Annotated in this window: 10 protein-coding genes; 5 read left to right on the plus strand and 5 right to left on the minus strand. The window is 68.1% G+C overall.

The genetic code is table 11. The features are described from left to right. Positions 1 to 57 precede the first annotated feature (57 nt). Positions 58 to 600: a universal stress protein gene (locus CQ042_RS06080; protein ID WP_105669563.1), complete on the minus strand. Its 543-nt coding sequence runs from the start codon at positions 598 to 600 to the stop codon at positions 58 to 60. Positions 601 to 749: 149 nt separating this feature from the next. On the opposite strand from CQ042_RS06080, the gene CQ042_RS06085 reads away from it, so the two are divergent. The 5 genes from CQ042_RS06085 to CQ042_RS06105 all read left to right on the plus strand — a co-directional run bounded on the left by CQ042_RS06085 (position 750) and on the right by CQ042_RS06105 (position 5386). Next, a complete protein-coding gene (locus tag CQ042_RS06085) occupies positions 750 to 935 on the plus strand; it encodes a DUF3073 domain-containing protein (protein WP_028503149.1) in 186 nt (61 codons plus the stop codon). 128 nt (positions 936 to 1063) lie between these two features. Next, positions 1064 to 1885 (plus strand): MOSC domain-containing protein, encoded by an 822-nt coding sequence (locus tag CQ042_RS06090; protein WP_105669564.1) that lies wholly within the window; start codon positions 1064 to 1066, stop codon positions 1883 to 1885. Positions 1886 to 2087: 202 nt separating this feature from the next. Then, positions 2088 to 3401, plus strand: a complete 1314-nt coding sequence (locus CQ042_RS06095; protein WP_105669625.1) for an ABC transporter substrate-binding protein — start codon at positions 2088 to 2090, stop codon at positions 3399 to 3401. A gap of 90 nt (positions 3402 to 3491) precedes the next feature. After that, positions 3492 to 4469 (plus strand): carbohydrate ABC transporter permease, encoded by a 978-nt coding sequence (locus tag CQ042_RS06100; RefSeq protein ID WP_105669565.1) that lies wholly within the window; start codon positions 3492 to 3494, stop codon positions 4467 to 4469. Beyond that, positions 4466 to 5386, plus strand: a complete 921-nt coding sequence (locus tag CQ042_RS06105) for a carbohydrate ABC transporter permease (protein ID WP_105669566.1) — start codon at positions 4466 to 4468, stop codon at positions 5384 to 5386. Before CQ042_RS06100 ends, CQ042_RS06105 begins: the two co-directional genes overlap by 4 nt. 5 nt (positions 5387 to 5391) lie before the next feature. Here the strand turns inward: CQ042_RS06105 and CQ042_RS06110 are convergent, their stop codons facing one another. The 4 genes from CQ042_RS06110 to CQ042_RS06125 all read right to left on the minus strand — a co-directional run bounded on the left by CQ042_RS06110 (position 5392) and on the right by CQ042_RS06125 (position 13459). Next, positions 5392 to 5790, minus strand: coding sequence for a type II toxin-antitoxin system VapC family toxin (locus CQ042_RS06110; protein ID WP_105669567.1), 399 nt, complete (start codon positions 5788 to 5790; stop codon positions 5392 to 5394). After that, positions 5787 to 6020: a hypothetical protein gene (locus CQ042_RS06115; protein ID WP_105669568.1), complete on the minus strand. Its 234-nt coding sequence runs from the start codon at positions 6018 to 6020 to the stop codon at positions 5787 to 5789. Before CQ042_RS06115 ends, CQ042_RS06110 begins: the two co-directional genes overlap by 4 nt. A 203-nt stretch (positions 6021 to 6223) precedes the next feature. After that, positions 6224 to 11410, minus strand: a complete 5187-nt coding sequence (locus CQ042_RS06120; RefSeq protein WP_105669569.1) for an endo-alpha-N-acetylgalactosaminidase family protein — start codon at positions 11408 to 11410, stop codon at positions 6224 to 6226. A gap of 228 nt (positions 11411 to 11638) precedes the next feature. Then, the gene (locus CQ042_RS06125; RefSeq protein ID WP_105669570.1) at positions 11639 to 13459 is read right to left on the minus strand and encodes a beta-galactosidase family protein; all 1821 of its coding nucleotides are present in this window, start codon (positions 13457 to 13459) and stop codon (positions 11639 to 11641) included. Between the last annotated feature and the right edge of the window lie 3 nt (positions 13460 to 13462).

A 13462-nucleotide genomic window follows, 5' to 3' on the forward strand; every position in this document is an offset into this window, starting at 1 on the left:
GTCGGCTGACGCCGACGGGGCCTCTTCCGCGCCGGACGCGCAGCGGCGGCGACCGGCCTACTCGGGCCAGATCTCCTTCTGCTCGTCGGGAACCAGCTCGCCGAGCGGGACGACCAGCACCGACCGATGCTGGCGATGCGTCAGCCGCGCGGCGACCGATCCGGTGAAGAACTCCCTGATCGACTCGCCGATGCCGCGCTTGCGCGTACCGACGACGATCAGCTGGGCATCGAGCTTGTTCGCGAGCTGCTTGATCGCCAGCGCGGGATCACCCACGAGCTGGCGCGCCGTCCAGGTCACATCGGTCCCTTCCAGGATCTTCGCGGCTGCCGCCTCGACGGCTTCGAACTCCGCCGCACCCGCATCGAAGTTGATGTCGATCGGAGCCGAATGGACGTAGCCGTCCGGGTCCTCGTACGTCACGAAACGAGTGACGTCGACGTGTGCGACGACGAGCGGCGCACTAAGCAGCCGCGCGTAGCGCACGGCCTCGTCGATCACGTGTCGATCCTGGTCCAACTGCATGCCGACGATGACGGCCTTCTGCAGCGCCGCATTCTGTGCGGCCTCGTCGGACGGAGTGGAGGTGTTGTCGGTCATGAAGATCGTTCCCTTCACCAGCCTGGCGTCAGCCAGAGGGGCTTACCCGCGTGCTATTCTGAATGCTACTCTTACCGGCCTCGAGCCGGTGTCGTGAAATGCCTCGGGCCTCAAACGCCCGCGGCTTAACTCGTGAGGGGGTCTCGCGCATGGGCCGTGGCCGTCAGAAGGCGAAACACACCAAGATCGCCCGCGAACTCAAGGCGTACAGTCCGTCGGTGAACTACTCAGCGCTCGAGCGCGAGCTGGGTCATCCGACCGACGAAGACGCCTATGTCGACAAGTGGGCCGACGAGTACGAGGACGAAGACGAAGACGAGCTAGAGAAGGCCTGACCGCCTGACCTGCTTCGAAACACCCGCACGTCGTGCGGGTGTTTCGTCGTGCCCGGGCGCGGTGACCTCTCGGACGCGGCGACCTCCGCCCGTCGTGCCGGAGCTCCGGCAGCTGAGAGGATCTCCTCATGGCTCGTGTCGTCGCCCTCTACCGCCACCCGATCAAGGGGTTCACTCCCGAGCGTCGCGAGTCGGTGACCGTGCAGCCCGACGGCAGGGTCGCCGGCGACCGGGTTCTGGCGTTCCGATTCGCGGACGCCGTCGAACCGGAGGAGCGTGACGGCTTCGACTACTGGCCCAAGGCCAAGGGACTCGCGCTCCAGGACTTCCCGGCACTCGCCGGCCTGCGCACGAGCTACGACGATGAGGCGAGGCGCATCCGCATCGAGCACGCCGGCGCGGTGCTGGTGGAGGCCGCACTCGACGCCGATGGACGTCTCGAGCTGACGGATGCCGTCTCCGAGTTCATCCTGTCGACGCCTGACGGGCGCCGCCTGCGACGCCCCGGCCGACTTCCCCTCGCGCTGGTCGGCGATGGGGAGACCTCGCGGTTCCAGGATCGCCCGCGTGGTTATGTCTCGATGCATGGCCGAGCCAGCGTCCGCGCGTTGGGTGAGGCCCTCGGGATGAGCATCGACGACCGACGTTTCCGCTCCAACGTGGTGATCGACGATGTCGCTCCTTGGAGCGAGCTGGACTGGACGGGCGAGGTGCGGATCGGCGCGCTGAGATTCCAGGCCGCCGGCCCCATCGTGCGGTGCCTCGCGACCCACGCGAACCCCGACACCGGCGCGCGGGATGCGAAGGTGCTGACCACGCTCACGGGCTCTCTCGCCCAACAGGAGCCGACGCTCGGGCGCCTCCTGCTCCCCGGCTGGCCGTCCACGAGCACCCGCAGCGACGCGGGCGGCGGCGTGATCCGCGTCGGCGACGAAGTCCACGCTCGCTGACCTCGGTGCCTGGCCTCGATCCCGACCGCGCGGGGAATGTCAGCGCTCCCTTCACATCCCGTGAGCGCGGCCTTGTGCTCATGGTCCCAGGCTTGTGAGCGCAAACATTTTCTGATTTGATGTGCATGTGATCGACGACGCCTCGGCGTCACCCCTCGCACAGGGCGATCCGCAGGAACATGACCTCAAAGAGGAGAACAGCATGGCAACCACCCCTCGCTTCACCCGTACCGCCGCGATCGTCGCCGTGGGCGCGGTGTCGGCCTTCGGCCTCGCGGCCTGCTCGTCCGGTGACACCGGCGACAGCGGCGCCAGCGGCGAACCCATCACGATCGAGTACCTGCATCGCCTCCCCGACGGCGAAGGCATGACGCCGGCCTCCGAGATCGTCGATCGCTGGAACGAGGAGAACCCCGACATCCAGGTGAAGGCGACGAAGTTCGACGGCAAGTCGAGCGACATGATCCTGAAGCTCGAGACCGACATCAAGGCGGGCAACGGGCCGTGCCTCGCACAGACGGGCTACTCCGAGGTACCGCAGCTGTTCGTCAAGGGGCTGCTGCAGGATGTCGCCGACGAGGCCAAGAAGTACGAGGACGACTTCTCGGCCGGAGCCTTCAGCGGCATGAAGGTCGGCGATGCGATCGTGGGCCTGCCGCAGGACACCGGCCCCCTCGTGTACTTCTACAACGAGGCCGAGTTCACGGCGCTCGGACTCGATGCACCGACGACGCTCGACGATCTCACGGCCGACTCCGCCGCCGCAGCCGCCGCCGGCAAGTACGTGACCGCGTTCACGCCGGACGAGGCGCAGAACTGGCTCTCCGGTCAGTCGGCCGCTGCCGGTGACACCTGGTTCTCCACGGCCGGCGACGAGTGGGAGGTCGACGCCGAAGGCGAAGGGTCCCAGCGCGTCGCCGCGTTCTGGCAGGGCCTCCTCGACGGCAAGCAGACTCTCGCGACCGAGCGCTGGGGCGAGGGCTTCACCGCCGCTCTCAACGACGGCAGCCTCATCGGCCACGTGGGGGCGGCATGGGAGGCCGGATTCCTCCTCGACTCGCTCGACGGCACCCCGGCCGAGGGCCAGTGGCGTGTCGCCCAGCTTCCCGACTTCGGCGCCGGCGCGATGAGCGGCCCCGACGGCGGTTCCGGTGTCTCGGTGATGAAGGGCTGCGAGTACCCCGCCGAGGCCATGGAATTCAACGACTGGTTCAACACGCAGGTCGACGACCTCGCGTCGCAGGGGCTCGTGGTCGCCGCCAAGGGCGACGTGGAGACACCCGAGAAGATGCTCCGCCAGTTCGGCGGACAGGATGTGCTCGCCGAGCTCGGCACGGCGACCGAGAACCTGAACCCGGACTTCCCCTACGCACCGGGCTTCTCGACACTGTCGAAGATGAACGAGACCGCCGCGGCCGCCGTCGCCGGCACCGCGACCGTCGCCGACATCTTCACCACCGCGCAGGACACGGCCGTCGCCTCCCTGGAGGACCTCGGCCTTCCGGTCGCGGAGTGAATCGACGAGAAGGCATCATCGGATGATCGACGGCGGAGTGCACGTGCAATCGTGCACTCCGCCGTCGTCTTGACATCGAGAGGCGACACCATGGTCACAGTGACCGAAACGCGAGGTGCGGCACCGGCGCCGACCCCGCGCATCCCCGCGGATCCCACCCGCCGGCGCCGGTTCGGCACCCGCCGCGAAGGGCTCACGGGCTGGCTGTTCATGGCGCCGTTCGCCGTGCTGTTCATCGTCGTCTTCCTGGTGCCGATCATCGTCTCGGTCCGCTCCTCCTTCTTCGCGCAGGTCCCCGCGGGCGACGGGCTGTACGGCGGCGGCGAGCTCGTCGACACCTTCGTCGGCCTCGAGAACTTCGTCACGGCTGCGACCAACACCGCTTTCTGGACCGGCATGGGCCGGGTGATCCTCTACGCCGCCCTGCAGATCCCGGTGATGATCATCGTGGCCCTCGCCCTCGCGCTGCTGCTGGACTCGTTCATCGTGCGCCGCCCGACGCTGTTCCGGCTCTCCTTCTTCCTCCCCTATGCGGTCCCCGGCATCATCGCGGCCATGATGTGGCTCTACCTCTACACGCCGGAGGTGTCGCCCTTCCTGCCGTTCCTCCCCGAGGGCACCGACTTCATGGCGCCGGGGACGATCCTCTTCTCGATGGCCAACATGACCACGTGGACCTACACCGGCTACAACATGCTCATCTTCCTCTCGGCACTGCAGGCCGTACCCCGCGACCTGTACGAAGCCGCCCGCCTCGACGGAGCATCCGGCTTCCAGATCTCGATGCGCATCAAGGTGCCCCTGGTGCGGGGTGCGGCTCTGCTCGCAGTGCTGCTCTCGATCATCGGCACCATCCAGCTCTTCAACGAACCGGTGGTCCTGCAGGCCGCGAACTCCTGGATGGGCAAGGACTTCACTCCGATGATGCTCACCTACAACACGATGATGGGCGAGATCTCGCCGTCCGGCAGCGGCCCGGCATCCGCCTACTCCCTGCTCATGGCTCTGATCGCGGGCGTGCTCGCGATCGTTTACGCGCTGCTGCAGCGACGAAAGGGCGACGCATGACCACCACGCGCCTCCTCACCACCGAGTCATCCACGCGTCGACGCCCCCGTCGGCCGCGCGATGCGGATGCTCCGCCGCCCTCGATCGCACCGAGCCCGATCGCCCGCACGTTCGGCATCATCGCGCTCGTCATCGCGACGCTGTACTTCCTCGTGCCGGTCTACTGGCTGATCGTCGCCTCGACGAAGAACAACAGCGACCTCACCTCGACCTTCGGCTTCTGGTTCGCCGAGGGGAACCTCGACACCAACTACGACAGCCTGATGGGCTGGACCCAGGGCCTGTTCTGGCGCTGGGTCGGAAACTCGATGCTGTACTCGGTGAGCGCCGGAGTCATCGGCACCCTGTTCGCCGTGATGGCCGGCTACGCGATCGCGAAGTTCGCGTTCCCCGGCAAGAAGATCGCGGTCGGGGTGATCATGGCCGGGCTCCTGCTCCCCGTGGCCCTGTTGACGGTGCCCCTGTACATCGAGTTCCAGGCCCTCGGACTGACCAACACCGTCTGGGCGATCATCATCCCCTCGGCGGTGTCGCCGTTCGGCGTCTTCCTCGGCATGGTCTATGCCCAGTCGTCGGTGCCGACCGAGCTGCTGGAGGCCGCCCGCATCGACGGCGCCGGCGAGGCGCGCATCTTCTTCACGATCGTGCTGCGTCTGCTCGGCCCGGCGATGGTGACGATCTTCCTGTTCATCTTCGTGGCGACGTGGAACAACTTCCTGCTGCCGCTCATGATGATCTCGAGTCAGGATCTGAAGCCGGTGACCCTCGGCCTCTACGGCATGGTGAGCTACTTCGCCCCGGACAAGGGCGCGGTCATGCTCGGCGCCCTGCTCGGAGTCATCCCGCTCGTGCTGCTGTTCTTCGCCCTGCAGAAGTACTGGCGTTCCGGCCTCGCCGCCGGAGCCGTGAAGGGCTGATCCCGTCAGCCTGAAGTGACAGGCACTTCGACTGCGCAGTGACCGGAGGCTGCACGCGCGAGCCTCCGGTCATGCGTGATCAGTGGACACCCGAACACACTCGCAAGCGCGACATAGGCCGCGTCGTAGGCCGTCACATTCTGGCGGAGCGCCAGGATGCGCGGAATGAGCGGCAGCGTGGGTTGCAGCTCGACGCGTAGCCGTGCGAGGTCGACGGCTGCGGCCTCGAGCGCGGCATCCGTCAGTCCACCCCCTCGGTTCAAGCCGCGCAGCGCGGATGCGACCTCGACCGGCAGCAGGTCAGGCGCGAGCAGCACTTCGTCGGTCAAGCGCCGATGGAGGGCAGAGTTGGAACCGACGTTGCAGATGACGTCGACCACGACGGATGCGTCGACGACGATCATCGGTCGGCTCGCCCCTCCCGGATCGCCGCGACGATCGCCTCCGGCGAGATGGCCGGCGAGACGGGTCGCTCCCCGAGAGCGGCCAGGAGTTCCGGAACAGTGGGGCGGGACGCGATGAGCGCCAGCTCAGACGTCAGGTACTGCTGGAGTGACTGACCGCGTGACTCCGCGCGTGCCGCGAGGACCGAGTGGATCGTCGGATCGAGGTCGCGGATCAGCACATTGGGCATGCTTACAGTATGCATGCGCTCCTTTCGCTCGGCTACGGGAACCATCGTGATTCCTCACGCGTTCTCGCCGCACGGCGCGAACGCAGGGCACCGAAGGTTCGGGAGAACCCGATACCGACCCCTGTCGTGCAGGGAAGCCGTTTCCGCCGCACAGTGCGAAACGGCCCGAAGGGGGAGCCTCCGGGCCGTTCGTGTCAGTGCGGTCAGATGTGGCGGCGCCTGCGCAGCCAGAGCGCCAGGCCGAGGCCCATCGCGGCAAGCGCCGCGAACGCCGCGCCAGCCCAGATCGCGCCGTCAGCACCGGTCGTCGCGAGGTTTCCCCCACTGCTGCTTCCGGCCACGGCGGTGACCGCGAGGTCGCCCCTGGCCAGCTCGACGCCCTGGGCATCAGTCGCGACGAGGGCGTGAGCTCCGGCCGGCGTCGCCGCAGGGATCGTGACCGTGGCCACCGCATCGCCCTCGGCCGACACCGTCACCTCGCCGATGCGCACCGGCTCGGAGTGCAGCCAGAGCTGCACAAGGGCGTCGGGCTCGAAACCGCTCAGCTGCACGGTCACGCTCGCTCCGGCGACGACCGAACCGATGGATGCCGTGACGGTCGCCTTCTTCCCCGGCTTCGCCTTCTTGACCTTCAACGGTGCACTGGCGAGCTCTGCGCCCGCCGAGTCCTGCACGATGACGCGGTGCTTTCCGACCGCGGCGTTCGCCGGGATCAGCAGTCGCGTCGTCAGGGAGCCCTTCGCATCGACCGCGGCATCCGTCAGCTTGACGTCGTCGAGCCAGACCGAAACCGTCGAGCGCGGCGCGAAGCCCGTGAGCGTCATGCCGACCGTCTCCCCTGCCCGCACCGAATCCGAGTCGAGTCCGAGCTTCGGATCCGTCACCGGGTTGCACGCGCTCAGGTCATCGGCCGGTCGTGTCTTCGGCGCGCTGCCGCTCTTCGGCGACGACGTGCCGTAGATCGCCATCTCGGCGACGGCCGCGAACGGCGTGCCCGAGATCGACGACGTGGCCGTGACCCGGATGTAGCGGGCCGTGGTCGCCGCGAAGTCCACGTCCTGCCACTCGGCGACGTTCTTCCATTCGCCGGTGATGACGGGCGTGAACGTCTGCCCGTCGGTCGACACCGCGACCTCGTACCCCTTGATCGGGCCGTTCTGGTTGGCGCCGCGGCGCAGGTACGAGATGCCGTCGACTTCTTCGGCCGTACCCAGATCGAACGTCAGCACGTGCGGGTATGACGTGGCGGCCGAGCTCCACCGGCTGTGCCAGAACGTGCCGGCGTTGCCGTCGAGCATGTTCGCGGCCGCACCGTCTTCCCCTTCTGTCTCCTCGGAGCTCGCCGTCACGGAGATCTGCGCGTGGGGGATGCGGGCCCGCGAAGACACCGACACCTCCTGCGTCGTACCGACCGTACGCACATCGCAGTCCGCGAGGTACGTCGCCGCGATCCCGATGCCGACCGTCGTGCCCGCAGCCGTCGCCGGCGCGGTGACCAGCCACGTGGTCTTGACGCTCTCCCCGGCCGCGACCTCATCGAACAGGTTCGACGAGCCGTCGGCGACCTCGACCACGTATCCCTCCGGCACCTCGAGCTGCACGCCGATGTTCTCGACGGCGATCGACTCGCTGTTGGTGAAAGTGGTCGTGAACGCGGTCTGGGTGCCGGGGCTCAGCACGCTCGCTTCGCCGGACACGGTCGCGCAGGGAGTGCCGCCGGTCGTGGGACCGAGGTCGGTGACCGTGAAGTCGTCCAACACGAAGTCGACGTCCGGCCCGCCGACACGCTCGAGTCCCACCCAGGTGTAGTCGCCGCATCCGACGATCACATCCTGTGAGAACTGCGCGGTCTCCAGCGCCTGCGTGATCCCGGTCCGGCTGAGCGTGGTCGAAGTGACCTCGCCACCCGCCACGGCATCCGTCCCGGTGAGCCAGCGGTAGGCCCCGCTCGCCCCGACCTGGTAGTCGAAGCCGATGCGGTATGAGTGCCCGGCCTGCAGTGGCACCAGCGTCGGGTCGGTGCGATACACGACGCCGCTGTTCTCGGAGTGCGACATGAGCGAGTGGTCGCCGTTGAGCGTCGTGTCCACCGCGAGCCCGGCGAGGGGTCCCGCATCGAACGGCTTGGCGGTGTTGCGCCAGTCGCTGCTCGCGTACGGGTCGTGACGGCGCGAGATGCTCGTGCGCGGGTCATCGATGCCGTTGGCGTCGCCCTTGACGAACGGGCCCCAGCCCGCCTCGTTGCCCTCGAAGTCGTTCGAGTACACCGTGCCGGCCACGAACGGCGTCGTGGTGTCAGCCGAGACGCGGGCATTGTCGATGCGGACCTTCGCGTCACCCGCGACGGCACCGATCGACACGGTGACCTCGCCGGAGGCGGGAGCCAGGAACGATGTCGAGCCGCGCTGGTAGTACTGGCCCGCCTTGGAGTCGGCCCTCATGTAGTTGTACGTCGGAGAGAGATTCCAGGTGCGGCTCACCGCACCGGCGCCGGTGTCGACCGAGACGCTCACATCGCGAGTCGCGGTGGGGTCGATCTGCACCTGGGCCGAGAACGCATAGCGCTGGCCGGGGGTGAGCCCGGCCACGACCTGCGAGACCGACGACGCAGCCGCACCGAGCACGGCGATGTTGTCGCCACGCGACTCGTTCTTCGCGCTGCCGAAGTCGGTGCGCTCGAGCGTCACATCGCCCCGGGGGTTCCAGACATCGAGCGAACCGGAGTTGAACCCCGGGTCGTCGAGACCGGCGTCGTGATAGTCGACGGCGTCGCGCTGCGCGCCGCCCTGCGGCACCACGACGTAGGCCGTGCCCTTGTCGCCGCTGAGCGTGAGGTCGCCACCGGTCGCGTCGACCGTGCCGACCTTGACGCGCCCCTGGTCTCCGAGTTCGAACACGTCGAAGGCGGTGTTCCCGCGGAAGGCGTCGGTGAGACCGAACGTCTTCTCGCCGTCGGATCCGGAGTAGAAGTACATCTTGTCGGCGTCGACCGGGGAGCCGGCGTCCTGATTCGACGCCAACGACTGCCACGGCAGCAGGTACGAGTCGCCTCGCAGCACCGTCGCCCCGTCCATCGTGATGACCCTGGTGGTTCCGTCCATACGCACCGCGACGTCATCCGTCAGCGTCGCCTCGGCGCCGGCCTCGTAGGTGAGCAGGTCGAAGTGCTGCAGGAACTTGGTCGGCAGGCTCTGCTTCCAGATGTTGTCGACGAAGCCGTCCCAGTTGCGGTTTCCGACCCAGCCCTCGGCGTCGATCAGTCGCTGCTGGCCGAGAAGGGCGTCGTCGTTCCAGACGTCGGCCTGCCCGTTCTGGATGAAGCGCACCATGGTGGAGTTGATGCCCTTGTTGTCCTTGCCGCCGTAGGCGAGGTCGTTCGGCCAGTGCGACCAGACCGTGCTGTCGACGAACTTGTCGCCCCACTCGGTCGCGACTTCCAGGTCCATGCCGTTCAACTCATCCGCGAGCTCTTCGGCGACCCAGCCGTTGGAGTAGTACACGTCGATGTAGACGCCGCTGAGACCGGGGACCTCATCGCGCAACTGCTGGAAGCGGTCGAGCACACGGCCCGTTCCGAGGTCGGCCTGCTGGTTGATGTAGTACGACTGGTCGAGCCAGTTCCAGCCCGGCTTGTAGGGGGCCGTGCCGTCGATGATCGCCGAGTCGAAGGCGTTCGCCTGCGGGTACATCTCGGTGGCGTTGACGTGCACGCTCATGTCGGCGTTGAGTTTCGCGCCCTCGTCGACGAGGGTGTTCAGGTCGGTGAGACCGCCGGCGCGCTCGTTGTAGTTCCCGCCGTAGTCGGTGTTGGCGGAGTCGTGGCCTTCGCTGCCGTAGCCCTTGTTGAGCACCCACTGGCCGAGACCGTCGGTCTGGTTCGCGATGCGCCTGGTGTTGTCGAGCGTGAGGTCGAAGTAGTTCGTCGCGCTCGAGGCGAAGTTGAACGGGATGCGGCTGACCACGCGCTCGGCGACCCGGTCGGCGCCGAGCCGCGGGGTGTCGACCTCGCGGTAGCGGATCGCGGCGTCCTGCCAGTCGACCGTGGCGTCGCCGTTGCGGTCGGCGGCGAGCAGCACCGTGACCTTCGGCAGTGCGTAGGTGGTCACGCGGTCGTCGACGGCGGTGGTCGGATGGATCAGCCAGGTGCTCGAGCCGATCTCGGCCGTGCGCCCTGCCGCCTCGGTCACGCGCGTGGTCAGGCGACCGTTCCACGATGCCGTGCCGCCGGAGGCCTGTGTGGTCGCGTTGGTGATCACACTGCCCACGAGCGAGCCGTTGCCGAGGAAGGCGAAGGCCGCCCCCTTCTGACCGGTCGCCGTCGCGCCGTTCACCGCGATGTGCTCGTCGGCATTCTTCGTGCTGTCGGGGCTGATCACCGTGCGATCGAGCGCCGACCCGGCATCCGCAGCGCTCGCGGAGAGGAACGCGTTGTCAGGCAGCCCGAGAGTGGTCACGGTCGCCGTGCCGTCGACGGCGGTGACCTCGAACCCGACGGTCCCGTCCTTCGCGACGCGGATGCTGCTGCGCACCGTCACATCGATGCCGGTCAACCTCGACACGTAGTCGATGCCGGTGGCCGAGGGCGTCGAAGTGGTCTCCGACGCGTAGCTCGCGCCGTTCACCGACCAGGTCTTGGCCGAGGTGCGCTGGCCCGCGATGCTCTCGCTTCCCACCCGATACCCGGTGATGCGAGGGAACTCGGTCGAGACGACGGCGGTCGTGCCGCCATCGGCGATCTCGACGGTCTCGTCGGTGTCGGGCATCTCGGGCTCGGTGACGATCGGCGGGAGCGTCTCGTCGGACAGCACCTCGATCTCCCCCGCACCGCCGCCGGTCGTCCCCTGCGCGTCGATCACGAGCAGAGCCACGTAGCGGCCCTCCTTCGCAGTGTCGAGGGTGATGCGCTGCTTCTCGTCGTTCGCGGTCGGCGCGTGCAGCGTCGCGGTTCCCGACGCTGTGCCCCACCCACCCTCGGCGGGCGAGGTGCGCGCGACATCGGCGTCTTCCGTCACGTAGACCTCGACCGTCTTGGCGGCGACGCCCTGCCCCTTCTTGACCGAGTAGTCGAGGGCCTTCACCGAGAGCGACCGCTGCAGGTCGACGACGATCCAGTGCGGGAAGGGGGCGTTGGCGGAGTACCGCGACGTCCACTGCGTCGTGAAGTCGCCGTCGAACGCGCCGAGGGCCGTGCCGTCGAGCGAGGGCGGAGCGGGGTAGGGATCCGATTCGCTCGATACCCCGTGCAGCCTGTAGTCGGTCTTGGGGACGGAGATCAGGTCGGCTGCCTGCGCGGATGGCGCCTGGGCGAACACGCCGCCGAACGCGAGCGCCGTCACCAGCAGCGAGCTGACGGCGACGGCTGTGCGGGGCGGTCGGGAAGGTTTCGACACGTCTTGCCTCTCGATCGGAGCGACGTCCGGGAGGAAGACGCCCCGATGCGCCGCAGATGGATGACATCGACTCTCACCGATGTTTGCGCTATCACAATAGGCATGCTTACGGCGACATATCAAGCATTTGCCCATAGCGAGCGCAAACATTGGCCAAAAGTAGTCCCGCACTGACGAGAAGAGCCGCCCCGCACACGAAGTGCAGGGCGGCTCTCGCAGCCTCCTGGGTCAGGAGCCGATGAACTCCTCGGCCTCGCCGAAGGACGGCTGTTCGCGGATCTCGACCGTCGAACCGAGACCGTCGGTGTCGAGCACCACGATCTCGTTGCGCCCGGCCTTCCACAGCGGCGCCGGCGCATAGAGCGTCCCCTGCGGTCCGACCTTCCAATACCGACCGAGGAGGAAGCCGTTCAGCCAGACCATGCCCTTCGATCCACCGGGGAAGGCGAGCCAGGCATCCAGCGGCTCATCGATGTCGAAGGACGCGACGGCGACGCCGTCGGAAGCCTCCGAAGCCGACCCGGAGGCCCGATCCGGAGCTCCCTGCGGAACCAGGCGATGCGTCCAGCCGTTGACCAGTCGCCGACCGATCATCACGCCGCGCATGATGCCCTTGCCCTCGCCCGTGTACGGACCGTAGTTGATGCGCCCGAGGCTCTCGACGACGATCGTGAGCCGGCCCGCTCCCCCGTCGACGGGCAGAGTGAGAGACGTCTCGCCGTCGCGCTCGAGTACGCCGAGGGCCTGACTGTCGAGGAACACCACGGCACGGTCGTGCAGCCCGTCGATCGTGAGCGTCGCGTCGGCCGGGAAGGATACGTCCGCCTCGTAGGCGACCAGGCCGTCTTCGGCGCCGAGCTCTTCGAACGTGCGCGGTCGAGGCGAGACGTCGCCGGTCACCGGGAGAGCAGCGATCAACTCCCGCAGAGAGGCGCGCGGGGTGAGTGCCGCGGACGCCGCGGCCTGTCGCCGCGGGGATGCGGGGACAGGTGGGAGCTCGCGTGCGTGGAACGGCGCGAACATCTCGCGCAGTGCGTGGAACTTCTCGTTGAGCGTGCCGTCTTCGCCGATCGGCGCATCCGAGTCGTAGCTGGTGACGGTCGGCTGCAGCACCTGGTCGTGGTTCGCACCGTTCCAGAGGCCGAAGTTGGTGCCACCGTGCGCCATGTAGAGGCTCACGGATCCGCCGGCGGCCAGCAGCTCCTCGATCGTGCCCCCGGTGCTCGCGGCTGAGCGCACGTGGTGGCGCTCGCCCCAGTGGTCGAACCAGCCGCCCCACAGCTCGCTGCACATGAGGGCGTCGCCCTCGCGTCGCAGCTCCACGGCCCTCGCGACTCCGGTGCCGAAGGTGAACGTCGCCATGGCGCCTGGCACACTGCCGTGCTCGATCATGTCGCCCGTGATGCCGTCGGCGGTCGTGAGCATCTCGACCATTCCACGCGCACGGAGGCCGTCGCGCAGGTGGGCGAGGTAGCCGGCGTCGCTGCCGAAAGAGCCGTACTCGTTCTCGATCTGGACCGCGACGATCGGTCCGCCGTGCGAGGCCTGGAGCGGGACGAGCCGGGGGATCAGCTCGTCGTACCAGGCGTCGACCGCGGCCAGGAAGTCCGGATCGCTGGTGCGCAGCGCGGCGACGCGCCCCGACAGCCAGAACGGGATGCCGCCGTTGGACCACTCCGCGCAGATGTACGGGCTGGGGCGCACGAAGACGTCCAGCCCCACTTCTCCGGCCAGGCGGATGAAGCGCTCGATGTCACGCCATCCATCGAAGCGCACGTCGCCCTCGACGCGTTCGTGGAAGTTCCACGCGACATACGTGTCGACCGTGTTCGCGCCCATCGCGGCGAGCCTGCGCAGGCGGTCCTCCCACTGGTCGGGGTGCACCCGGAAGTAGTGGATCGAGCCCGCGAGGATGCGGTGCGCGACACCGTCGCGAAGGATCTCCCCGTCGCGCCAGGTCAGGGTGGGCGCGCCGATCGGCGACGCGGCGGCCGGGGCGTCGACGGCAACGGAAGAGCCGTCGAAAGCCGAGGCGAGAAGGTCAGGCATAGC

This window comes from Microbacterium sp. MYb62 (genome assembly GCF_002979475.1).
Lineage (GTDB): Bacteria > Actinomycetota > Actinomycetes > Actinomycetales > Microbacteriaceae > Microbacterium.

Coding starts and splice junctions, on each gene's coding strand:
- CQ042_RS06080 (WP_105669563.1), bottom strand. CDS start 600: ATGACCGACAACACCTCCACTCCGTCCGACGAGGCCGCACAGAATGCG.
- CQ042_RS06085 (WP_028503149.1), top strand. CDS start 750: ATGGGCCGTGGCCGTCAGAAGGCGAAACACACCAAGATCGCCCGCGAA.
- CQ042_RS06100 (WP_105669565.1), top strand. CDS start 3,492: ATGGTCACAGTGACCGAAACGCGAGGTGCGGCACCGGCGCCGACCCCG.
- CQ042_RS06110 (WP_105669567.1), bottom strand. CDS start 5,790: ATGATCGTCGTCGACGCATCCGTCGTGGTCGACGTCATCTGCAACGTC.
- CQ042_RS06105 (WP_105669566.1), top strand. CDS start 4,466: ATGACCACCACGCGCCTCCTCACCACCGAGTCATCCACGCGTCGACGC.
- CQ042_RS06115 (WP_105669568.1), bottom strand. CDS start 6,020: ATGCCCAATGTGCTGATCCGCGACCTCGATCCGACGATCCACTCGGTC.
- CQ042_RS06095 (WP_105669625.1), top strand. CDS start 2,088: ATGGCAACCACCCCTCGCTTCACCCGTACCGCCGCGATCGTCGCCGTG.
- CQ042_RS06125 (WP_105669570.1), bottom strand. CDS start 13,459: ATGCCTGACCTTCTCGCCTCGGCTTTCGACGGCTCTTCCGTTGCCGTC.
- CQ042_RS06090 (WP_105669564.1), top strand. CDS start 1,064: ATGGCTCGTGTCGTCGCCCTCTACCGCCACCCGATCAAGGGGTTCACT.